The organism is Burkholderia sp. HI2761 (assembly GCF_002223355.1).
Taxonomy (GTDB): Bacteria; Pseudomonadota; Gammaproteobacteria; order Burkholderiales; family Burkholderiaceae; genus Burkholderia.
The window spans coordinates 416,333-438,494 of sequence record NZ_NKFN01000004.1; the positions used below are offsets into that span (position 1 = coordinate 416,333).

Sequence of the window (22,162 nt, forward strand, 5' to 3'; positions counted from 1 at the left end):
GGGCAGGGCGGAGGGGAAAAGAATGAAAAACGGGCGCTTGCGCGCCCGTGGACAAACCAACGGTATCAGCCGTTGCGACGCGCCTGCGTTTCAGCGGGGCGCAGCTTCGCGGCCAGCTTGTCGAGCACGCCGTTCACGTACTTGTAGCCGTCGGAGCCGCCGAACGTCTTCGCGAGTTCGACGGCTTCGTTGATGATCACGCGGTACGGCGTTTCGACGTGGTGCGTGAGCTCGAACGTCGCGATCAATAGCACCGCACGTTCGACCGGCGACAGCTGATCGATCGGACGGTCCAGCGACGGCGCCAGCGCTTCGGCGAGCGTCGCATGCTCGCGGATCACGCCGTGCAGAATCGCTTCGAGCAGTTCCTTGTCAGCCTTGTCGTAACCGAGCGCGCCGCGCAGTTGCGCGTCGATCTCGCCGGAGGGCGCGTTCGACAGCAGCCACTGGTACAGGCCCTGCGTCGCCAGCTCGCGCGATTGTCGGCGGGCGCTCTTCTTCATGCGCGCTCCTCTTCGTCGTCTTCGTCTTGCTCTTCGTCCTCGTCGTCGTCGCCGAGCTGGTCGAGCGCCATCGTCAGGTTGGCCATCTCGACGGCGACGCGTGCGGCGTCACGACCCTTTTCGGTCATGCGCGCGACGGCCTGCTCGTCGTTTTCGGTCGTCAGGACCGCATTCGCGATCGGGAGGTTGAAGTCGAGGCCGATGCGGGTGATGCCCGCGCCGCTCTCGTTCGACACGAGTTCGAAATGGTAGGTCTCGCCCCGAATCACCGCGCCGAGCGCGATCAGTGCGTCGAACTGGCCGCTTTCGGCGAGCTTCTGCAGCGCGAGCGGGATTTCCAGCGCGCCGGGCACCGACACGAGCAGCACGTCTTCACCGGTGACGCCGAGGCGTTCCAGTTCTTCGACGCACGCGTCGGCGAGGCCGTTGCACACGGGTTCGTTGAAGCGCGATTGCACGATGCCGATACGCAGGCCGTCGCCTTCGAGATTCGGTTGGTATTGTCCGATTTCCATGATCTGGTCCGTGGTGTGGATGAACGGTTATAGGGCGAAAGCGCCGTGGCGGGTTACGCGTGGGACGCCGGACAGGACTTGGCTTCGGCGCCGGGCATCGGAATGAAGCCCGTGACTTCGAGGCCGTAGCCGGACATGCTGCCCAGCTTGCGCGGATTCGACAGCACCTGCATCTTGCCGACGCCGACATCGCGCAGGATCTGAGCGCCGATGCCGAACGTCTTGAAATCAACCGGCCGGCGCTTGAGCGCAGCGGCCTTTTCTTCCTCGTCGAACGCCTTGAAGACGTCGATCAGGTGTTCCTTCGTATCGCCACAGTTGAGCAGCACGATCACGCCGAGGTCGCGTTCCGCGATCTCGCGCATCGCCGCGTCGAGCGTCCACGAGTGGGTCGAGATGCCCGTCTCGAGCAGGTCGAGCACCGACAGCGGCTCGTGCACGCGCACCGGCGTATCGACGTCGGGCGACGGCGCGCCGCGCACCAGCGCGATGTGCGGCGAGCCGCTCGGCTGGTCGCGGTACAGCACCGCGCGGAACGTGCCGTGCGCGGTCTGCATCGTGCGCTCGGCGATCCGCTCGATGATCGATTCGGTGCGGCTGCGGTACTGGATCAGGTCGGCGATCGTGCCGATCTTCAGATCGTGTTCCTTCGCGAACTCGAGCAGGTCGGGCAGGCGCGCCATCGTGCCGTCGTCCTTGATCACCTCGCAGATCACCGCGGCCGGCGTCAGCCCCGCGAGCGCGGTGAAGTCGCAGCCGGCTTCGGTGTGGCCCGCGCGCACGAGCACGCCGCCCGGTTGCGCCATGATCGGGAACACGTGGCCCGGCTGCACGATGTGCTCGGGGCGCACGTCGTGCGCGACCGCCGTGGCGATCGTGTGCGCACGGTCGGCGGCCGAGATGCCGGTCGTCACGCCTTCGGCCGCTTCGATGCTGACCGTGAACGCGGTGCCGTACTGCGTGCCGTTGCGGTAGGTCATCAGCGGCAGGTGCAGCTGCTTGCAGCGCTCCTGCGTCAACGTCAGACAAATCAGGCCGCGGCCGTACTTGGCCATGAAGTTGATCGCTTCCGGCGTGACGAATTCGGCGGCGATCACGAGGTCGCCCTCGTTTTCGCGGTCTTCTTCGTCGACCAGGATCACCATCCGGCCGGCTTTCAGCTCGGCGATGATGTCGAGCGTGGAGGCGAGCGTCATAAAGGGGCGAGAAAGAGGAAAGTGCGTATTTTACGCCAGCCGGGCGGCGTTTCGGCTGACGCAGGCCGCGCGGGGTCGGCGAGTGCTCCGGAAAGCGCTGCGGCCGGCCTGCACGCGGGTGCGGACGGTGGCGGGCCGCGCGTTGCCCGGCCGTGCGTCACGCGTGCTCGTTGCGCCCACCGAGGTAGTCGAGCTTGCCGAGTTCGACGCCGCTGTGGCGCAGGATGTCGTACGCGGTCGTCACGTGGAAGAAGAAGTTGGGCAGCACGAAATTCAACAGGTACGACTCGCCGGTGAACTCGATCGGGCCGACGCGCATCTTCAGCATGATCTGGCGCGCCTCGCTGCCGTCGATCTGCGCGGCGTCGAAGCTTTTCAGGTAGTCGATCGTTTTCTGGATGCGCGCATGCAACTCGTCGAAGGTCTGCTCGACGTCCGGGTAGCTCGGGATGTCGACGCCGGCGAGCCGCGCGGCGCAGCCCTTGGCCGTGTCGGTCGCGATGTAGACTTGGCGGACGAGCGGCAGCATGTCCGGATAGAGGCGCGCGCCGATGAACACCGACGGATCGATCTGCTTTTCGGCCGCATGCGCCTGCGCCTTGCCGAGGATGTGCTGCAGGTTGGTGAGGCCGCGGATCAGGACGGGCAGCGAAGCCTGGTGCATCGAGATGGACATGGGGACGACTCCTGTGGGAAGAGGCGCGGCCGCAACGCGGCGCGTCATTCGTGGCGGCGTGGAAACCGCTGTCGACGCATCTTAGCGCGGCGGCATGACCCGTGCGCGTCGTTGGCCGTTCGGCCAGGTGGAGAGGCTTGCCCGTAAGACAGGCGATTCGACAGTATGTGCGTATACGGTCAGAAATACCGCCATGTCATTCGGGCCGTAGCGAGACGTCGATAGACGAGGACGTAGACAATCCCTACTTCTGTTTGTCTGATACGGCGGGCACGAGTAGTCGGCGTGCGTCCTTGAGCAATAGAAGCAATTGCTGTACTTGCACCGGTGAAGCTTCAAATCCGAAACGCAAATAGAAGCGTGCTGCATCTTCATCGATCGGGTGTGTCAGTAGCGCGCGAACGCCGGCGCGACGGTACGCCGGATCGCATCTTGCAGCATGCCGATCCCGACGCCACGCCCGTGGTCCTGCATTGCTACCGCCAGCCGCGCCAGGATGACAACGGGTATTGGATAGGCTCCCATCCCTTTGCGTACCCGATCGGACGCCTCAAACGTATCGATCTGCCCTACAGCCAGGCTGTAGTATCCAACTAGGCGCTGACCTTCCGTAACGACATAGGTCTTGGCCGAACCGCTGGCCTGAGCCTGCCGCGCATGGCGCAGGGGCCAATCATTCAGGCCGGACTTGCCGCAATCGAAGCCTTCCAGCACATGGCTGGTATCCCGCGCTTTCGGTGGGGACAGCGGCATCAATTCTCCCAAGGCGTAGTTCGGGAGAACAACTCCTTCAAGCCCACATTGTCTTGGGTCGGGCGATCGAGCATGTCAAGCAGGGCTTGCGATTGGCTTTCGCTCACCAGGAACAAACGCTGGTCAAGCAGGGTCCGTTCGGCAACCTGACAGGCGCTGTCAAGAATGAAATCGGCCATTGATTTGTGCGCGACCTCGGCTGCGCGGCGCAGCATCGCTTCCTGCTGCGGCGTCGCCCGCAAACCCAGGCGGCCGGAACGGGTAGATGTGCTCATGAGAGATTCTCCTTGAGATGTACGTCATGTTGGCACAACAGGCGTACATTCTCTTTTGGAGCGAGATCAGGCCCTTTTTCTATGCTATATCTTTACTGTACTCACAAGCTGCTCAAGCGTCTGAAACCCGAAGTGATCGAGGTCGGAAGCAGCACCGCGAAGCTTGGCAACTGGTATGCAACTGTTTTGCCATGGAAGCCGCAGATCGCGATGCTTGTGAATGAGCGAACGCTACTGCCGGTGCTGATGCCTTTGGCTCCGGCGGCCAGCATGGCGGCCAGATTCCCTGGGGCTCTGGTAGAGATACTGGCCGCCCACGGGGTATCGCGTCCATTCATCGACTCGGAAGTGTCCCAGATGCAGGTCGTCAAATATGCGAGGACGCAAAATCGTAGCGTTGTCGGCATCATGACGCAGTTCGCATATCTCGCCGAGGCGTACCGTGCTTGCGACAAACCGGACGAACTCATCGCGCTGTCGCTAAAACTGGCGCGCACGCCATGTAGTCCGCTCTACAAGGGACCGGTGTTTCCGGAGGAGGCATTGAAAGAGCTGACGAGCGATGGAACGGATGGTCAGGCTTGAGCACGAAGAAAAATTGCGGAACCTTGTTCGCAAGCTCGGGTTCGGTGTGACAGCCTGATATCCGGCGCGTCGGGTTCAAAGGATCGGGAGGGCCAAAGTCGCCCGATGGACGACTTGTCACGCAGCGACAAACCAGTTGCGCAGCTAGGGCGGTTGCAGCGGTTAGCTGCGCGCTATGGGAGACGCCGTCGACAGCATCCGCTCCACATACCGCGCGATCATGTCGACTTCGAGATTGACCTTGTCGCCGGCCTTCACGTGACGCAGCGTCGTGACTTCGACCGTATGCGGAATCAGGTTGATCGAGAATTCGCAGCCGTCCGCGCGATCGTCGATCGTATTGACGGTCAGGCTCACGCCGTTGACCGTGATCGAGCCCTTGTACGCGAGATAGCGGCCGAGTTCGCGCGGCGCGACGATCCGCAGTTCGTGCGACTCGCCGACCGGTGCGAAGCGCGACACGGTACCGAGGCCGTCCACATGGCCTGACACGATATGCCCGCCGAGGCGATCGTGGGCGCGCAGCGCCTTCTCGAGATTCACTTCGCCGGGCTGCGCGAGGCCGACCGTCCGGTTCAGGCTTTCGCGCGACACGTCGACGTCGAACGCGGTATCCGTTTTGTCGATCACCGTCATGCACGCGCCCTGGATCGCGATGCTGTCGCCGAGCGCGACATCGGCCAGGTCGAGCCCGCCGGCCTGCACGGTCAGGCGCACGCCGGCGTCGGCCGACGTGCCGAGCGGGGCGATCGATTCGATGCGGCCGACGGCCGCGACAATTCCGGTAAACATCGTGACGATTCCGTTCAGTGAGAGGCGTCGGGCGGCGCGAGCCGCGCGAGGATCCGGAGGTCGTCGCCGATCCGCTCGATACCGTGGAACGACAGTCGGGTGCGCACGTCGAGGCTCGCCGGCGCGGCGAGGTCGAACATGCCGGCGGCGTCGGCGCCCAGCAGGCTCGGCGCCAGATACACCAGCAATTCGTCGACGCACCGCTCGCGCAGCAGCGAGCCGTTCAGCTTGTGGCCGGCCTCGACGTGCAGCTCGTTGACGCCGCGCGCGCCGAGCGCCGCCAGCATCGCGGGCAGGTCGACCTTGCCGTGCGCGTTCGCGAGCGGCACGATTTCCGCGCCGCGCGACTTCAGCACGTTCGCGCGGACTTCGCCGGCGGCGTCGAGCCGGCCGCAGAAGATCAGCAGCGGCGCGCCTTCGAGCAGCCGCGCGTCGAGCGGCAGGTCGAGGCGGCTGTCCACGAGGATGCGTTGCGGCTGACGCGGCGTGTCGATGCCGCGCACGGTCAGCAGCGGATTGTCCTCGCGCACGGTGCCGATGCCGGTGAGGATCGCGCACGCGCGTGCGCGCCATGCGTGCCCGTCGAGACGTGCAGCCTCGCCGGTGATCCACTGGCTTTCGCCGGACGGCAGCGCGGTGCGGCCGTCGAGCGATGCGGCGGTCTTCATCCGTACCCACGGGCGGCCGCGCGTCATCCGCGACACGAAGCCGATGTTCAGCTCGACAGCCTCGTGCGCGAGCAGCCCGCAGCGCACGTCGATGCCCGTGTCGCGCAGCATCCCGAGGCCGCGGCCCGACACCTGCGGATTCGGGTCTTCCATCGCCGCGACGACCTTCGCGACGCGCGCGTCGATCAGCGCGTTCGCACACGGCGGCGTGCGGCCGAAATGACTGCACGGTTCGAGCGTCACGTACACGGTCGAACCCGCGACGTCGTGGCCGCGCGAACGCGCGTCCTTCAGCGCCTGCACTTCCGCGTGATCCTGGCCGGCCGGCTGCGTGAAGCCTTCGCCGATCACGTCGCCGTTCCTGACGATCACGCAGCCGACGCGCGGATTCGGCGCGGTCGTGTACATGCCGCGCGCGGCGAGCGCGAGCGCGCGCTGCATGTGGGCGAAATCGGTATCCGAGAACATGCGCGCGGCCCCGGGTCAGGCGGCGAGTGCCGCGAATGCGCGGCGCGCGGCCGCGAGCGTCGCGTCGATCACCGCGTCGTCGTGCGTGCTCGACACGAAACCCGCCTCGTACGCGGACGGCGCGAAGTACACGCCCTCGTCGAGCATCAGATGGAAGAAGCGGTTGAAGCGCTCGATGTCGCTCTTCGTGACTTCCGCGAAGCTGGTCGGCACGCGTTCGGCGAAGTACAGCCCGAACATCGCACCGATCGAGTCGGCCGCGAACGGCACGCCGGCCGCGCGCGCTTCGGCCGCGAGGCCGTCGGCGAGCCGCTTCGTCTGCGCGGTGAGCGCGTCGTAGAAGCCCGGCGCCTGGATCAGCTGCAGCGTCTTCAGGCCCGCGGCGACCGCGATCGGGTTGCCCGACAGCGTGCCGGCCTGGTAGACGCCGCCGAGCGGCGCGAGGTGGGCCATGATGTCGCGGCGGCCGCCGAACGCGGCGGCCGGCATCCCGCCGCCGATCACCTTGCCGAGGCAGGTGAGGTCGGCCGCGATGCCGTAGTACGCCTGCGCGCCGCCGAGCGCGACGCGGAACCCGCACATCACCTCGTCGAAGATCAGTACGGCGCCGTGCTTCGTGCACAGCGCGCGCAGCGCATTCAGGAATTCGGGCGTGCCGCGCACGAGGTTCATGTTGCCGGCGACCGGCTCGACGATCACCGCGGCGATCTCGTCGCCGAACGCGCCGAATGCTTCCTCGAGCGCGGCGACGTTGTTGTATTCGAGGACGGTCGTGTGCTTCGCGATGTCGGCGGGCACGCCGGCCGACGTCGGGTTGCCGAACGTCAGCAGGCCCGAGCCGGCCTTGACCAGCAGGCTGTCCGCGTGGCCGTGGTAGCAGCCCTCGAACTTCACGATGCGGCTGCGGCCCGTGAAGCCGCGCGCGAGACGCAGCGCGCTCATCGTGGCCTCGGTGCCGCTCGACACCATCCGCACCTGCTCGATCGACGGCACGAGCTTGCAGATTTCCTCGGCGATCTCGATCTCGGCTTCGGTCGGCGCGCCGAACGAGAAGCCGTCGGCGAGCACGTTCTGCACGGCCGACAGCACTTCCGGATGGACATGGCCGACGATCATCGGGCCCCACGAGCCGATGTAGTCGATGTACTGCTTGCCGTCGGCATCCCAGAAATACGGGCCTTGCGCGCGCGCGACGAAGCGCGGCGTGCCGCCGACCGAACGGAACGCGCGCACCGGCGAGTTGACGCCGCCGGGAATGGTCTTCTGGGCGCGTTCGAAGAGGATCTGATTGTTGGACATGAGCGAAACCTGCGAGAGAACGGCGCGGGGGCCTGTGCACGGGCCGCGGCGCCTGGGCGGAACGATCGTCTGATTGTACCGGAGACACGCGACGCAGGCCCGCCGGCCGGCCCGCGGCCTTTCGGCGCGCGAGGGATGCCCGGCGGGACGCGCGGGGCCGATTCGACCCGGTTTCCGGTTATCGCGGCGGCTTGCGCTTGCCGGTCAGCTCGGCCCAGCGCTTTTCGAGCGGACCTTCGACCATCGGCTTGATCGACGTGCCGGAGCTCTGCGCATCCCAGGTCTGTACCGAATACGGATGGACGCGCAGCGCGGCGCGTGGAATCACGACGTCCTGGTGCGCGTCGGCCAGCCAGTCGTACACGAAGTCGATGCACAGCCGGTAGCCGCGCTTGGTCGACGGATCGGGCACCTCGTACGGCGCGTGTGTCACGTAGCCGGAGCCGAACACACCCTTGGGCTCCTTCGCGACGCGGTGCAGGAACACGCGATCGCCCGGCAGGATGCCGCGCGCGAAGCCGCAGCCCCACACGTCATGCACGGCCTCGCCGGCCTTCACACGCGCGGCGACGTCGGGCAGCTCGGGCCATGGCCATTTCTTGGGGCTCCAGATCAGCAGGAAAGCGGTCATGTACCCGGTTCGGCAGGGAGTTGCTCAGAGAGGCGCAAGCTTAACCGAATCGCCGTACCGCTCATGTGATGAGCGAAACACCAAACGGCAGGCCGATCAGGATTCCCATCGCGGTGGACTGCATTTTCGACTGCCGCGTCGTTTCCAGAAGCGGGTTGGCGACGGCTTCCGCTGCTGCGATGAAATATAGGAACGCATAAGTGAATATGGCTGCGGCTCGGTAGGAACCTGAGCAAGCGGCGACGATCGCGGTGCCGGCCATGACCATTGCCGCGGTCACCGCCGCTGCCACGGTTCGTCTCGTAATGCGGGCGATGAGACGGTCGAGCCACGGAAGCGGGTGATTGCGTTTCAGCTTCATCCATTCCGAGGGTAACCGGAGCGACCATACAAGCAACAGGCCAATCACTACTCCGTAGAACACGATTTGCTCCATCATCAGATCGGTTCCCCAGTCATGTTTGCCAAACCGAAGTCCGACGAGATGGACTAGCGCGAAAACAATGCCAACCACGCCGAAATCCAACGCGTGGTCTCGCATTTCGGTGCTCACAAGCATCCAGGGTTTCGATTGTGGCTGCATCTTTCCCTCCGATGGAACGAATTCGTAAGATGGATGATAGGTACATCGACTGCGGCGCGGTAGTCCGAGGCAGGCGAAAAAGTTGCGCGTACAATCATGGGCCTGAACGCGCCGCGTGCGGCGCGGCATCCCGTCTTCACCGTCACGCGCGCCCCGATGCGCGCTGGCTTCCATTCCGGATACCCATGTCCCACGTCGTCCGGCGCCGGCCCGATGCCCGGCTGATCCTGTTGCTCGGCGCGCTCGCGGCCTGCGGGCCGATCGCCACCGACATGTACCTGCCGAGCCTGCCGTCGATCGCCGCCGGCTTTTCCGTCAGCGCCGGCGCCGCGCAGCGCACGCTGACGAGCTTCATGGCCGGCTTCTCGATCGGCATGCTGCTGTACGGCCCGCTGTCCGACACGTGGGGCCGCCGCCCGGTGCTGCTGGGCGGCATCGCGCTGTTCACGCTCGCGAGCATCGGCTGCTTCGTGTCGGGCTCGATCGACATGCTGATCGTCGTGCGCTTCCTGCAGGCGCTCGGCGCGGGCGCCGCGTCGGTGCTCGCGCGTGCGATCGCGCGCGACGCGCACGAGCCGAGCGACGCGGCGAAGGTCCTGTCGATGGTCGCGATCGTGACCGCGGTCGGGCCGCTCCTCGCGCCGCTGATCGGCGGCCAGATCCTGCGTTTCTCCGGCTGGCGCGGCGTGTTCGTCGTGCTGGCCGTGTTCGGCGCGATTTGCGCGACGACCGCGTATCTGCGGGTGCCCGAAACCTGGCCGAAGGAGCGGCGCAAGAGCGCGGCCGTGCTGGCGTCGTTCGCATCGTACGGGCGCATTCTGTCCGACCCCGTCGCATGGGGGCACATGCTGTGCGGCGGGATGGCGTTCGCTTCGATGTTCTCGTACATCACCGCGACGCCGTTCGTGTACATCGAGTATTTCCACGTGTCGCCGCAGCACTACGGGCTGCTGTTCGGCCTGAACGTCGTCGGGATCATGATCGGCAACTTCGCGAACACGCGCCTCGTCGGCCGCATCGGTTCGCTGCGCATCATCGCGGCCGCGTCGCTCGTGAGCTGCATCGCGTCGCTCGCGGTCGCGCTCGTCGCGCTGACGGGGTGGGGCGGGCTGTGGTCGATCGTCGTGTGTTTGTTCTTCGTCGTCGGCGTGGTCGGGATCCTGTCCGCGAACTGCACGACCGACCTCATGCACCGCTATCCGCACAACGCGGGTGCGTCGGCGGCCGTGTTCGGCGCGATGCAGCTCGCGCTCGGCGCGCTGGCGAGCGTCGCGATCGGCGCACTCGCGGACGGCACGCCGTTCGCGATGGGCGTGACGATCGGCGTCACCGGCGTGCTGTGTTTCGCCGGGCGCTACCTCGTGCTGCGCTGGCACGGCCGGCCGGTGAAAGCGGGCGCCTGAAGCGCACCGTCGGTCGGGCCGCACAATGAAAAACGCCACCGCGCGCGATGCGCCGGTGGCGTTTTTCGTTGGGACGCGGGCGGCGGCGGTTGCCGCGCCGCGCGTCAGTCCCGCGCGACGTCCTTCGCCGCCGGCGATGCGCCGTGGCTCAGCCAGTCGAGCACGTCGGCCGTTTCGTCGTCGGCGGCGCGCGCCTTCGCCTGCGCGACGGCCTCGGGCAGCTCGCCGGTGGTCGACGCGCGACGGATCGCCACGCCGACCGCGAGAATGTCGATCATCAGCAGATGCAGAATCCGCGAAATCATCGACAGCTGCGATTCGCGCATCTCGATGTGATCGGTCTCGAGCGCAACGGTCGCGCGCTTCGCGAGCGGCGTGTTGCTCGACGTGATCGCGATCACCTTCGCGCCGGCCTGCATCGCGACGTCGAGCACGCGCAGCAACTCGGGCGCGCGTCCCGACTTCGACACCGCGACGATCACGTCGCCCTTGCCGAGCAGCGCGGCCGACGCGGCCTGCATGTACAGGTCGCCGTACGCGATCGTCGGAATCCCGAAGCGGAAGAACTTGTAATGCGCGTCCTGCGCGACGATGTTCGAGTTGCCGAGCCCGTAGAACTCGATGCGGCGCGCGCCGTTCAGGATTTCGATCGCGTTCTCGACGTGCTCGAAGTTCAGGTGCTCGCGCAGTTGCAGGATCGCGGACACCGTGTTGTCGAGCACCTTCGCGCCGAAATCGGTGGCCGTGTCGCCGAGATGCACCTGGCTGTGGCTCATCGGAATCGTGCCTGTGAGGCCGGTGGCGAGCTTCAGCTTGAAGTCCGACAGCCCCTGGCAGCCGAGCGAGCGGCAGAAGCGGATCACCGTCGGCTGGCTCACGTCCGCCTTGCGCGCGATGTCGACGATGGGGTCGTTGATGATCGAGCGCGGATGGTTCAGCGCGAGATCGGCGACGCGGCGCTCGGCCGGCGTCAGCGCGTCGCGCATCTGGCGGATCCGCTCGAACACGGCCGACGACGCGCCGCCCGAACGGTTCGACAACTGCTCTGCGAGAATCGCCGACACGCCGAGGAACGCCGGATATTCGGCGGTGATCAGGTAGGTCGGGATGTTCTCGAGATAGTGCGCGAAGCGGCCCTTCGCCTCGAAGCGCGCACGGAACGACGAGCGCGTGAACAGCTCGCCGAGCTTCAGCGCGACACCGCCGCCGATATAGACGCCGCCGAGCGCGCCGAGCGTCAGCGCGACGCTGCCGGCGAACGAGCCGAGAATGCCGCAGAAGCATTCGACGGTTTCGAGCGCGAGCGCGTCGCCCGCATGTGCGCGCTCGACGATCTCGACCGTATCGACGGACGCGGCGACGCGCTTCTTGTCGCGCGCGGCGAGCGCCCGGTAGATGATCTCCATGCCGGGGCCCGCGCACACGCGTTCGAACGACACGTGCGGAAACTTCTTGCGCGCGTACTGCAGCACGAGATCCTCGCGCTCGTCCTGCGGCGCGAACGACGCATGACCGCCTTCGCTGCCGAGCGCGATCCAGCGGTCGTCCGCCGGAATCAGGCCCGATACGCCGAGCCCGGTGCCGGGCCCGAGCAGCCCGATCACGCTGTTCTGGCGGCGCGTGCCGCCGCCGATCTGGACGCGCTGCGCATCGGTCAGGCCGGGCAGCGCCATCGCGAGCGCAGTGAAGTCGTTGACGACCAGCAGCGTGTCGAAGCCGAGCGCGCGGCGCGTCGCCTCGATCGAGAAGCGCCAGTCGTGATTGGTCATCGTGACCTGATCGCCGTCGACCGGGTTCGCGATCGCGATAGCCGCGTGATTCACGCGGCTGATCTTCACATCCTTCAGATACTTGCGGATCGCGTCGGTGATCGTCGGATAGTCGGCGCCGGGATACACGCGGATCTGCGTGATCTCGCCCGGGCCGGTTTCCAGCGCGAAGCGCGCGTTGGTGCCGCCGACGTCCGCGAGCAGGCGCGGGCCGTCGGCATGCTGACCCGCGACGACCGCCTTACTTTGCGCACCAGTAGACATCGAGCTGGGTCCCCTTGTCGTTGGCCAGTTGGGAAATCGCGTTCTTCTGCAGCGACGCGGCCGCGGCGTCGAGCACGTCGCGTTTGCGGGCACCCGCGATCAGCAGGAACAGCCGGTCGACGCGCTTCAGCGCATCGAGCGAATAGCTCACACGTGCATGGGGCGCCGCGCCCGGATGCACGGCGACGAAACGCTCGGACGTCGTGATCGCGTGGTCCCATTCGGGCGCGTCGGCGAAGATCGACGCGGTGTGGCCGTCCTCGCCCATGCCGAGCACCGCGACGCTCGGCACGCGGTAGTCGGCGTTCGCGTTGAGCGCGGCGACGTGTGCCTCGAGCGTGGTGCGCGTGTCGACGAGCGGCAGGAAGCGGGCGGGGGCCGCCGCGTGCAGCAGCAGCGTGTCGCGCACGAGTTGCGCGTTGCTGGCCGCGTCGTCGTCCGGCACCCAGCGGTCGTCGACCAGCGTGACGTCGACGCCGGCCCAGTCGAGCGCCGCATGCGACAGCGTGTGCAGGAACGGGCGCGGGCTGGTGCCGCCGGACACCGCGAGCGTCGGGCGCGCGGGGCCGGCGAGCGCCGCGCGCAGCGCCTCGCCGACGGCGCGCGCGAGCGCTTCGCTTTGCGCTTCCTGGGTGTCGAAAGCGTGGATCTCGATCACATCTCCTCCGGACTGCTTTGTCTGTTCAAATCGTACGAATCGTGAGGCACGTTGCCGCGTACGGTGGCGTACGCGGCAACGGTTTGCATCAATTTTCTTCTTCGAGCCAGCAGGTGTCGTGCTGCGCGAGCATCGCGCTCGACGCGGCCGGCCCCCACGTACCTGCCGCATACGGCTTCGGCGGCTTCAGCGTGCGCGCCCATTCGTTCAGGATCGGCTCGACCCACTGCCATGCGGCTTCCTGTTCGTCGCGACGCACGAAGAGGGCGAGCCGGCCGTTGATCACGTCGAGCAGCAGGCGCTGGTACGCCTCCATCTGCCCTTCCTTGAAGAACTGGTCGAACGCGAGATCAAGGTGCACGCTCGCGAGATTCATCCCTTCGCCCGGCTGCTTCGCGAGGCAGTACAGGCGGATCGTCTCGTTCGGCTGCAGCCGGATCACGAGGCGGTTCGCACCGGGGCGCAGCGCGGTCGGCCCGAGCGCCGAGTGCGGCACAGGGCGGAAGTTGACGACGATCTCCGCCACGCGGTCGGCCAGACGCTTGCCGGTGCGCAGGAAGAACGGCACGCCGGCCCAGCGCCAGTTCTCGATCTCGACCTTCAGCGCGACGAAGGTTTCGGTCTGGCTGTCGGGCTTCACGCCCGGCTCGGTCGCGTAGGCCGGCACCTGCCCGCCCTTGATCACGCCCGCATGATACTGGCCGCGCACCGCGACCTTGCCGATGTCGCGCGGATCGATCGGCTTCAGCGCGCGCAGCACGCGCAGCTTCTCGTCGCGCACCGAGTCGGAATCCATAGAGTGCGGCGGCTCCATCGCGACGATCGACAGCAGCTGCAGCAGGTGGTTCTGCACCATGTCGCGCAGCGCGCCCGTATTGTCGTAGAAATCGCCGCGCGCCTCGACGCCGAGCTCCTCGGCGATCGTGATCTGGATGCTCTCGACCCATTCGCGGCGCCACAGCGGCTCGAACAGCGCATTGCCGAAGCGCAGCGCGAGCAGATTCTGTACCGGCTCCTTGCCGAGATAGTGGTCGATCCGGTAGATCTGGCCTTCCGCGAAGATCTCGCCGACCGCGTCGTTGATCGCATTCGACGACTTCAGGTCGTAGCCGAGCGGCTTCTCGAGCACGATGCGTGCGCCTTCGTTCAGCCCGACCGACGCGAGCGCCTTGCAGATCGGCACGAACAGCGACGGGCCCGTCGCGAGATAGAACACGCGGATGCCGGGCAAGTGCGCGACCGCATCGCGCAGCACGACGTAGTCCTCCGCGCGGCCGAGGTCGAGCTTCACGTACTCGATGCGTTCGAGGAAGGATTTCCACCCGCTTTCGTCGAATGCCTTGCCGGCGGCCTTCGCCGCATGCGGCTTCACATGCGTGTCGACCCATTCGAGATAGCCGGCCCGATCCGATTCGTGCCGCGCGACGGCAACGATCCGGCCGCTTTCCGCGAGCATGTTGCCGCGGTGCGCTTCGAACAGCGCGGGCAGGATCTTGCGCATCGACAGGTCGCCGGTGCCGCCGAAAAGTACGAAGGTAAAGCTGGAATCGGTATGCATGTGTCTCCGCCAATGGGGGTGCTGGGAAGCGATCCGTAGTGCGATAAAAATATTTTTGACACTGAATTGTAGTTTAACTACAATCCGCCGCAAGGGGTAGCACCCGGGTGAAGAAAAAAAGAAGTGCGGTCGCCGAGCCGCGCGAGCTTCGCCTTCGGGAACGCCTTGTGCCGAATGGTATCGGACATTGACGGCGCGCATCGTCCGCGCACCGTCGACCCCGGGCTCGCGTCGCAGCATCGCGGCGGGCCAGAAACACAAAGAGGAGACACGCCGTTGAATCTCGATTCACGCTTTCTGTAAGAGCCCGGCCGGTCATCGGCCCGTACGCTGCATGCGTCCCGCGGCTCGATTTCCCCGTCGTTTATCAAGAAGCCGGTTCCCCATGGGAACTTAACGAGTTGATTCAGTCTGGAGGAGATAAGTAATGAAAGTTCGCTCGATCATGGGCGCGCTCTGCGCCGCAGGCCTGATGGCTGGCGCCGTGGCGGCGCAGGCAGCCGAAAATGTAACCGTGCTGCACTGGTGGACGTCGGGCGGCGAGTCGAAGGCCGTCGGCGTGCTGAAGGACGACGTGCAGAAGCAGGGCTACGTGTGGAAGGACTTCGCGGTCGCGGGCGGCGCCGGCGCCGCGGCGATGACCGCACTGAAGACCAAGGTGATCAGCGGCGACGCTCCGTCGGCCGCGCAGATCAAGGGCCCGCTGATCCAGGACTGGGCCGACCAGGGCGTGCTCGTCAACATCGATTCCGTCGCCGGCGACTGGAAGCAGAACCTGCCGCCGGAAATCGACAAGATCATCAAGTACAAGGGCCACACCGTCGCCGCGCCGTTCTCGGTGCACCGCGTCAACTGGCTGTACATCAACAAGGCCGCGCTCGACAAGGTCGGCGCGAAGGTGCCGGCCACCTGGCCCGAATTCTTCGCGGTGGCCGACAAGCTGAAGGCCGCGGGCATCCAGCCGGTCGCGATGGGCGGCCAGCCGTGGCAGGACCTGACGCTGTGGGAAGACGTCGTGCTGTCGCAGGGCCCGGCGTTCTACAAGAAGGCGCTGGTCGACCTCGACCAGGCGACGCTGACGTCGCCGCAGATGCTGTCGGTGTTCGACACGGTGCGCAAGATCCAGGGCTACTTCGACACCGGCCGTAACGGCCGCGACTGGAACCTCGCGACCGCGATGGTCATCAACGGCAAGGCCGGCATGCAGTTCATGGGCGACTGGGCGAAGGGCGAGTTCGAGAACGCCGGCAAGAAGTCGGGCAAGGACTACATCTGCGCACCGGTGCCGGGCACGGCGAACGCGTACACGTTCAACGTCGATTCGTTCGTGTTCTTCCAGCAGAAGGGCGAGAAGAACGCGACGCCGGGCCAGCTCGCGCTCGCGAAGACGATCATGACGCCGGACTTCCAGGAGCAGTTCAGCCTGCTGAAGGGTTCGGTGCCTGTGCGTCTCGGCGTGAAGATGGACAAGTTCGACGACTGCGCGAAGAAGTCGTATGCCGACGAGCAGACCGCGATCAAGTCGGGCGGTTTCGTGCCGTCGCTCGCGCACGGCATGGCGCAAAGCGACGCGACCGCCGGCGCGATCACGGACGTCGTGACGAAGTTCATGAACTCGCAGCAGGATTCGAAGAGCGCGGTCGCCGCGCTCGCGAAGGCCGCGAAGGTCAAGTAACGCGCGCCAGGCGCCCGGCCGGACACGCTTCATCGGCCGGGCGTTTTTGCATGTGCAGCAAACGGGCTCGCCCGCGGGCCCGTGCCGTACCGGCGCCGGCCCGGCCTGCGTCGCCCTCGTTCCAGGAGTCGAATCAAGTGGCTGCCCCTCTTAGCGGAAACGGATCCGGCGCTGCCGCCGCACGGCGTACGTCGCCGATGTCGGCCTTCGCCGATCGCTGGATCCCGAAGCTCGTGCTCGCGCCGAGCGTCGCGATCGCCGTGGTGTTCATCTACGGCTTCATCCTGATTACCGGCTATCTGTCGCTGACCAACTCGCGGCTGTTGCCCAACTACGAATTCGACGGCTTCGGCCGTTACACGGACCTGTTCCAGAACGACGTGTGGTGGACCTCCGCCGCGAACCTCGGCTGGTTCGGGATTCCGTTCATCGCGATCTGCGTCGGGCTCGGGCTGTTCCTCGCGATCCTGCTCGATCAGCGGATCCGCAACGAAGGCGCGCTGCGCGCGATCTTCCTGTACCCGATGGCGCTGTCGTTCATCGTCACCGGCACCGCGTGGCAGTGGATCCTGAACCCGGGCCTCGGCCTCGAGAAGGTGATGCACGACTGGGGCTGGACGAGCTTCTCGTTCGGCTGGCTCGACGATCCGGACAAGGCGATCTTCTGCGTGGTGATCGCGGCCGTGTGGCAGTCGACCGGTTTCGTGATGGCGCTGTTCCTCGCGGGGCTGCGCGGCGTCGACGGCGAGATCTTCAAGGCCGCGCAGGTCGACGGCGCGACGCTGCCGACCATCTACCGCAAGATCGTGATCCCGAGCATGCGCCCGGTGTTTTTCTCGGTGCTGCTGATCCTCTGCCACATCACGATCAAGACCTTCGACCTCGTCGTCGCGCTGACGGCCGGCGGCCCGGGCACGTCGTCGTCGTTGCCGGCCATGTTCATGTACACGTTTTCGTTCAACCGCGGCCAGCTCGGGCTCGGCGCGGCGTCCTCGGTGATGATGCTCGCGACCGTGGTCGCGGTGCTGGTGCCGCTGATGTATATGGAATCGAGGAGCACCCGCAATGCAGCCTAAGATGACGATCAGCCGGGCGGTGATCTATGCGGCACTGATCCTGTTCGCGCTGTATTTCCTGTTTCCGATCTACGTGATGCTGTCGACGTCGTTCAAGGACCTCGACCAGTTGCGCACCGGCAACCTGCTGACGCCGCCCACCACGTGGACCGTCGACCCGTGGGTGAAGGCATGGAGCGGCGCGTGTACCGGCGTGCGCTGCGACGGGATGAAGCCGTTCTTCCTGAACTCGCTGCAGATGGTGATTCCGGCCGTGCTGATCTCGTCGCTGATCGGCGCGTTCAACGGCTACGTGCTCACGCACTGGCGCTTTCGCGGCGCGGACGCGCTGTTCACGATGATGCTGGTCGGCTGCTTCATCCCGTTCCAGGTGATCCTGCTGCCGATGGCGCGCCTGCAGGGGATGCTCGGCCTCGCGAACACGATTCCGGGCCTGGTGTTCGTGCACGTCGTGTACGGGATCGCGTTCACGACGATGTTCTTCCGCAACTTCTACGTGAGCGTGCCGGCCGAACTCGTGAAGGCCGCGCGCATCGACGGCGCCGGTTTCTTCACGATCTTCACGAAGATCCTGCTGCCGGTGTCGCTGCCGATCTTCATGGTGTGCCTGATCTGGCAATTCACGCAGATCTGGAACGACTTCCTGTTCGGGATCGTGTTCTCCGGCGTCGATTCGATGCCGATCACGGTGGCGCTGAACAACCTCGTCAACACGTCGACGGGCGTGAAGGAATACAACGTCGACATGGCCGGCGCGATCATCGCCGCGCTGCCGACGCTGCTCGTCTACATCGTCGCCGGCCGCTACTTCGTGCGCGGGCTGACGGCGGGCGCGGTGAAGGGGTAAGCGCGGCTTTATCCGATACGACGAACCGGCCGCGCAGCACGCGCGGCGCATCGAAACGAACCCGACGCGGCGCCCGAATGCGCCGCGCGAGACGAGACAGAGGATTCACAGCATGGCAAGCCTTTCCATCCGTGACGTGTACAAGACCTACCCGAACGGGGTGCCGGTCCTGAAGGGTGTCGACATCGAGATCGAGGACGGACAGTTCCTGATCCTGGTCGGCGGCTCGGGCTGCGGGAAGTCGACGCTGCTCAACATGATCGCCGGCCTCGAGACCGTGACGAGCGGCGAGATCTGCATCGACGGCAAGGTCGTCAACGACCTCTCGCCGAAGGATCGCGACATCGCGATGGTGTTCCAGTCGTACGCGCTGTATCCGTCGATGACGGTGCGCGAGAACATCTCGTTCGGGCTGAACATCCGCAAGGTGCCGAAGAACGAGCAGCAGCAGATCGTCGACCGTGTGTCGTCGATGCTGCAGATCCAGCATCTGCTCGACCGCAAGCCGGGGCAGCTGTCGGGCGGCCAGCGCCAGCGCGTCGCGATGGGCCGCGCGCTCGCACGCGATCCGTCGCTGTTCCTGTTCGACGAACCGCTGTCGAACCTCGACGCGAAGCTGCGCATCGAGATGCGCGCGGAAATCAAGCTGCTGCACCAGCGCCTCGGCACGACGATCGTCTACGTGACGCACGACCAGATCGAGGCGATGACGCTCGGCGACCGGATCGCGGTGATGAAGGACGGCGTGGTCCAGCAGTTCGGCGCGCCGCAGGAGATCTACGATTCGCCGTCGAACCTGTTCGTCGCGGGCTTCATCGGCGCGCCGCCGATGAACTTCATCAACGGCCGGCTGGTCGAGCAGGGCGGCGGGATCGCGCTCGAGATCGATACGGGCCTGGCGCGCAGCGCGCTGATCCTGCCGTTCGACGCCGCGAAGCTGAAGTCGCACGTCGGCCGCGAGGTGATCCTCGGGCTGCGTCCGGAGCGCATCACCGACGCGCGCCACGCGCACAACGGCGAGGCGTCGAACCTGCAGCCGATCGACGTGCGCGTTGACGTGACCGAGCCGACCGGGCCGGACACGCACGTGTTCGCGCAGGTGAACGGCAAGCGGATCGTGAGCCGCGTGCATCCAGCCGCGAACCCGCAGCCGGGGCAGACGCAGTCGCTGCTGTTCGACGTGTCGAAGGCGGTGCTGTTCGATCCGGCGTCGGAAGAGCGGATCGCGTGACGCGGCGTTCGCGCTGAACGACGGAGAAGGGGTCGTCTCGAATGAGCGGCCCCTTTTGTTTCCGGCGGTGCGGTTGGTGCCGTGGCGGCGCTCAATGCGGCAACCGCACGTCGAACTTGAACGTCGCGAGCCGCGCGACGAGGATGAAGCCGGTCGCGAGCAGCACGCTGTACACCGAGTCGCACTGCAGCCACACGAGCAGCAGGTAGAACCAGCAGCCGACGAACGCGCAGGTCGCGTACGGCCGCGAATCGCGCAGGATCAGCGGGATGTCGTTGCACAGCACGTCGCGGACGATCCCGCCGACCACGCCGGTAATCACGCCCATCATCACCGCGATGAAGCGCGGCATCTCGGCGTCGAGCGCGATCGCCGTGCCCGAGATGCTGAAGATGCCGAGCCCGATCGCATCGGCGATCAGCAGCAGCCGTTCGGCCGACAGCCGCGACAGCATCCGCAATACGAACGGCGCGAACAGGGCGAGCACGAAGATCGCGATCACGTAGTCGTCGTGCACGACCCAGTAGAACGGCCGGCGCTCGAGCAGGATGTCGCGCAGCGTGCCGCCGCCGAATGCGGTCGCGAGCGCGACGACGAACGTGCCGACCGAGTCGAGGCGGTTCTTGCGCGCCTCGATGAACCCCGAAATCGCGAAAGCCAGCGTGGCGATCGCCTCCAGTACCGCGATCGCGAGCGTCAGCCTAGGATGCGGCACGCGGCCCCCGCTCGGCCGGCGCCGGGTGCGGCTGCAGCAGCACGAGCACCGCGCCCGCACCGCCGTCGTGGCCGCGCGCCTCGCAGAACGCGATCACTTCTTCCTTCTGCACGAGCCATGCGCGCACCTTGCCCTTCAGCACGGGCTCCTTGCCGATCGAGCCGAGCCCCTTGCCGTGGATCACGCGCAGGCAGCGCAGCCCTTTCTTGCCGGCTTCGCGGATGAATTCGGCGAGCGCATCGCGCGCTTCGTCGCGCCGCATGCCGTGCAGATCGATCTGCGCCTGCACGATCCACGCACCGCTCCTCAGCTTGCGCACGACGTCGCGGCTGATGCCCGGGCGGTGGTAATACAGCGAGTCGTCGCTGTCGAGCAGCGTCTCCGGATCGAATTCGTCGGACAGCGTCGCGTTCAGCACGGCTTCCTCGTCGCGCTGCGTCTGCTTCGGCAGCGGGTCGGGCGGCATGCGGCCGGACGACGCGCGCGGCGGCGCGTTCAGCGGCCGGATCGTGCCGATTTCGTTGCGGAACAGATTCGCGTCGGCTTCCGCCTTGCGCTCGGCCTTCGCGGTTTCGACGCGCGCGCGTTCGCGACGATCGGCTTCGCCTTGCAGCGACTTGCGCAATGCGCCGAGGCCCGCGAGGCCCTGGCCGCGCAAGGCGGCCGCATCGGGCGCGGGCGGCGGCGCCTCGGGCGCCGGGGTCACGGGACGGGCAGCGATCTTTCGCTTCGCGGGATCGCTCGGATGGGGCTGGTTCTTCGCCATGATTCGGTAACGGGGCAGGCGCGTTCGGGCGCGCGGGCACAAAAAAAGCCGCTGCGCGGCGGCAGCGGCTTTCCGGTCGAGCCCGCTTCGCGGCAGCGGACGCCATTGTAGCGCCCGCCGCGGCAAGGCTTCCGGCTTACTTCTTGTCGTGCAGGCTTTCGAGGTAGCGCTGCGCGTCGAGCGCGGCCATGCAGCCCGTGCCCGCGCTGGTGATCGCCTGGCGGTACACGTTGTCCTGCACGTCGCCCGCGGCGAACACGCCCGGCACGCTCGTCGACGTCGCGTTGCCTTGCAGGCCGCTCTTCGTCAGGATGTAGCCGTCCTTCATCTCCAGCTGGCCCTGGAACAGGTCGGTGTTCGGCTTGTGGCCGATCGCGACGAACACGCCCTGCACGTGCAGGTCTTCCGTCGCGCCGGTCTTCACGTTCTTGATGCGCAGGCCCGTGACGCCCGACGCTTCGCCGGTCACCTCGTCGAGCACGTGATCCCACTTGATGTCGACGACGCCTTCCTTTTCCTTCTCCAGCAGGCGGTCGATCAGGATCGGCTCCGCGCGGAACTTGTCGCGGCGATGGATCACCGTGACCTTCTTCGCGATGCCGGTCAGGTAGAGCGCTTCCTCGACGGCCGTGTTGCCGCCGCCGATCACCGCGACTTCCTGGCCGCGATAGAAGAAGCCGTCGCAGGTCGCGCAGGCCGACACGCCCTTGCCCATGAACGCTTCCTCGGACGGCAGGCCGAGATACTGGGCGGACGCGCCGGTCGCGATGATCAGCGAGTCGCACGTGTATTCGCCCGAGTCGCCGATCAGGCGGATCGGCTGCTCGTGCAGTTTCGCGGTGTGGATATGGTCGAAGACGATTTCGGTGTTGAAGCGCTCGGCATGCTCGAGAAAGCGCGCCATCAGCTCCGGACCCTGCACGCCGTTCGCGTCGGCCGGCCAGTTTTCGACGTCGGTCGTGGTCATCAGCTGGCCGCCCTGCGCGATGCCGGTGATCAGCACCGGGGACAGGTTGGCGCGTGCCGCGTAGACGGCGGCCGTGTAGCCGGCGGGGCCGGAACCGAGAATCAGGACTTTGGCGTGTTTGGGCGTGGACATGTGCGAATCCGTAAAAGGCGGCGCGGCGGGCGGGGTAGGGCTCGCCGTACGCTCCGGTTGACCGGGATGCCGTCATAGATGGGTATCAGACGCGCATTATAAAGGCCCCGTTGCTGCGTTGCCGAACGAGAGTTTCAATCGCGCCGATAGCGTTTCG

Annotated in this window: 23 protein-coding genes; 6 read left to right on the forward strand and 17 right to left on the reverse strand. The window is 66.4% G+C overall.

The window, feature by feature from the left end:
• Window positions 1-65 precede the first annotated feature (65 nt).
• From nusB to CFB46_RS08555, 6 genes are all read right to left on the reverse strand, one after another.
• Complete coding sequence (nusB, locus tag CFB46_RS08530; RefSeq protein ID WP_027783780.1) at window positions 66-503, reverse strand: transcription antitermination factor NusB; 438 nt, start codon at window positions 501-503, stop codon at window positions 66-68.
• Complete coding sequence (gene ribH, locus CFB46_RS08535) at window positions 500-1,018, reverse strand: 6,7-dimethyl-8-ribityllumazine synthase (protein ID WP_027783781.1); 519 nt, start codon at window positions 1,016-1,018, stop codon at window positions 500-502. The genes nusB and ribH overlap by 4 nt, the downstream gene beginning before the upstream one ends.
• Window positions 1,019-1,071: 53 nt before the next feature.
• Complete coding sequence (gene ribBA, locus CFB46_RS08540) at window positions 1,072-2,214, reverse strand: bifunctional 3,4-dihydroxy-2-butanone-4-phosphate synthase/GTP cyclohydrolase II (RefSeq protein WP_027783782.1); 1,143 nt, start codon at window positions 2,212-2,214, stop codon at window positions 1,072-1,074.
• A gap of 157 nt (window positions 2,215-2,371) precedes the next feature.
• Window positions 2,372-2,890, reverse strand: a complete 519-nt coding sequence (locus CFB46_RS08545; protein ID WP_027783783.1) for a DUF1993 domain-containing protein — start codon at window positions 2,888-2,890, stop codon at window positions 2,372-2,374.
• Window positions 2,891-3,277: 387 nt separating this feature from the next.
• Window positions 3,278-3,643: a GNAT family N-acetyltransferase gene (locus tag CFB46_RS08550; RefSeq protein WP_227789547.1), complete on the reverse strand. Its 366-nt coding sequence runs from the start codon at window positions 3,641-3,643 to the stop codon at window positions 3,278-3,280.
• Window positions 3,643-3,918 (reverse strand): type II toxin-antitoxin system TacA family antitoxin, encoded by a 276-nt coding sequence (locus CFB46_RS08555; protein WP_027783784.1) that lies wholly within the window; start codon window positions 3,916-3,918, stop codon window positions 3,643-3,645. Before CFB46_RS08555 ends, CFB46_RS08550 begins: the two co-directional genes overlap by 1 nt.
• Before the next feature lie 81 nt (window positions 3,919-3,999).
• Here CFB46_RS08555 and CFB46_RS08560 point away from each other — a divergent pair, with 81 nt between their 5' ends.
• Entirely contained in the window at window positions 4,000-4,503 is a 504-nt protein-coding gene (locus CFB46_RS08560) for a DUF6933 domain-containing protein (RefSeq protein ID WP_034185406.1), read from the forward strand.
• Window positions 4,504-4,665: 162 nt separating this feature from the next.
• On the opposite strand, the gene CFB46_RS08565 is transcribed toward CFB46_RS08560, so the two are convergent.
• From CFB46_RS08565 to CFB46_RS08585, 5 genes are all read right to left on the reverse strand, one after another.
• A complete protein-coding gene (locus CFB46_RS08565) occupies window positions 4,666-5,295 on the reverse strand; it encodes a riboflavin synthase (protein ID WP_027783785.1) in 630 nt (209 codons plus the stop codon).
• 14 nt (window positions 5,296-5,309) lie between these two features.
• Complete coding sequence (gene ribD, locus CFB46_RS08570) at window positions 5,310-6,431, reverse strand: bifunctional diaminohydroxyphosphoribosylaminopyrimidine deaminase/5-amino-6-(5-phosphoribosylamino)uracil reductase RibD (RefSeq protein ID WP_027783786.1); 1,122 nt, start codon at window positions 6,429-6,431, stop codon at window positions 5,310-5,312.
• 15 nt (window positions 6,432-6,446) lie between these two features.
• Window positions 6,447-7,730 carry a glutamate-1-semialdehyde 2,1-aminomutase gene (gene hemL / locus CFB46_RS08575; protein WP_027783787.1) on the reverse strand — a complete coding sequence of 428 codons (1,284 nt, stop codon included), beginning with the start codon at window positions 7,728-7,730 and terminating at the stop codon, window positions 6,447-6,449.
• Between the two features lie 178 nt (window positions 7,731-7,908).
• Window positions 7,909-8,361, reverse strand: a complete 453-nt coding sequence (locus tag CFB46_RS08580) for a hypothetical protein (RefSeq protein WP_027783788.1) — start codon at window positions 8,359-8,361, stop codon at window positions 7,909-7,911.
• Window positions 8,362-8,422: 61 nt separating this feature from the next.
• Window positions 8,423-9,118 (reverse strand): hypothetical protein, encoded by a 696-nt coding sequence (locus CFB46_RS08585; RefSeq protein ID WP_227789546.1) that lies wholly within the window; start codon window positions 9,116-9,118, stop codon window positions 8,423-8,425.
• An 11-nt stretch (window positions 9,119-9,129) separates the two neighbouring features.
• Between CFB46_RS08585 and CFB46_RS08590 the strand changes: the two genes are divergently transcribed.
• Window positions 9,130-10,347 (forward strand): Bcr/CflA family multidrug efflux MFS transporter, encoded by a 1,218-nt coding sequence (locus tag CFB46_RS08590; protein ID WP_027783790.1) that lies wholly within the window; start codon window positions 9,130-9,132, stop codon window positions 10,345-10,347.
• 104 nt (window positions 10,348-10,451) lie between these two features.
• Here CFB46_RS08590 and CFB46_RS08595 read toward each other — a convergent pair whose 3' ends face one another.
• The 3 genes from CFB46_RS08595 to zwf form a co-directional block, all read right to left on the reverse strand.
• Window positions 10,452-12,380 carry a bifunctional transcriptional regulator/glucokinase gene (locus CFB46_RS08595; RefSeq protein WP_089499761.1) on the reverse strand — a complete coding sequence of 643 codons (1,929 nt, stop codon included), beginning with the start codon at window positions 12,378-12,380 and terminating at the stop codon, window positions 10,452-10,454.
• Window positions 12,358-13,038, reverse strand: coding sequence for a 6-phosphogluconolactonase (gene pgl, locus CFB46_RS08600; RefSeq protein WP_027783792.1), 681 nt, complete (start codon window positions 13,036-13,038; stop codon window positions 12,358-12,360). The genes CFB46_RS08595 and pgl overlap by 23 nt, the downstream gene beginning before the upstream one ends.
• Before the next feature lie 88 nt (window positions 13,039-13,126).
• Entirely contained in the window at window positions 13,127-14,596 is a 1,470-nt protein-coding gene (gene zwf / locus CFB46_RS08605) for a glucose-6-phosphate dehydrogenase (RefSeq protein ID WP_027783793.1), read from the reverse strand.
• Window positions 14,597-15,023: 427 nt separating this feature from the next.
• On the opposite strand from zwf, the gene CFB46_RS08610 reads away from it, so the two are divergent.
• The 4 genes from CFB46_RS08610 (at window position 15,024) to CFB46_RS08625 (ending at window position 19,425) form a co-directional block, all read left to right on the forward strand.
• Window positions 15,024-16,271, forward strand: a complete 1,248-nt coding sequence (locus CFB46_RS08610; RefSeq protein WP_027783794.1) for an ABC transporter substrate-binding protein — start codon at window positions 15,024-15,026, stop codon at window positions 16,269-16,271.
• Window positions 16,272-16,408: 137 nt separating this feature from the next.
• On the forward strand, window positions 16,409-17,347 hold the full coding sequence (locus CFB46_RS08615; RefSeq protein WP_027783795.1) for a carbohydrate ABC transporter permease: 939 nt from the start codon (window positions 16,409-16,411) through the stop codon (window positions 17,345-17,347).
• Window positions 17,337-18,194, forward strand: a complete 858-nt coding sequence (locus CFB46_RS08620) for a carbohydrate ABC transporter permease (RefSeq protein WP_011544828.1) — start codon at window positions 17,337-17,339, stop codon at window positions 18,192-18,194. Before CFB46_RS08615 ends, CFB46_RS08620 begins: the two co-directional genes overlap by 11 nt.
• Window positions 18,195-18,306: 112 nt before the next feature.
• On the forward strand, window positions 18,307-19,425 hold the full coding sequence (locus tag CFB46_RS08625) for an ABC transporter ATP-binding protein (protein WP_027783796.1): 1,119 nt from the start codon (window positions 18,307-18,309) through the stop codon (window positions 19,423-19,425).
• Window positions 19,426-19,516: 91 nt separating this feature from the next.
• Here the strand turns inward: CFB46_RS08625 and CFB46_RS08630 are convergent, their stop codons facing one another.
• The 3 genes from CFB46_RS08630 to trxB form a co-directional block, all read right to left on the reverse strand.
• Window positions 19,517-20,140: a trimeric intracellular cation channel family protein gene (locus CFB46_RS08630; RefSeq protein WP_027783797.1), complete on the reverse strand. Its 624-nt coding sequence runs from the start codon at window positions 20,138-20,140 to the stop codon at window positions 19,517-19,519.
• Window positions 20,127-20,906, reverse strand: a complete 780-nt coding sequence (locus CFB46_RS08635; RefSeq protein WP_027783798.1) for a Smr/MutS family protein — start codon at window positions 20,904-20,906, stop codon at window positions 20,127-20,129. The genes CFB46_RS08630 and CFB46_RS08635 overlap by 14 nt, the downstream gene beginning before the upstream one ends.
• A 136-nt stretch (window positions 20,907-21,042) precedes the next feature.
• Window positions 21,043-22,005 (reverse strand): thioredoxin-disulfide reductase, encoded by a 963-nt coding sequence (gene trxB, locus CFB46_RS08640; RefSeq protein WP_027783799.1) that lies wholly within the window; start codon window positions 22,003-22,005, stop codon window positions 21,043-21,045.
• Window positions 22,006-22,162 lie beyond the last annotated feature (157 nt).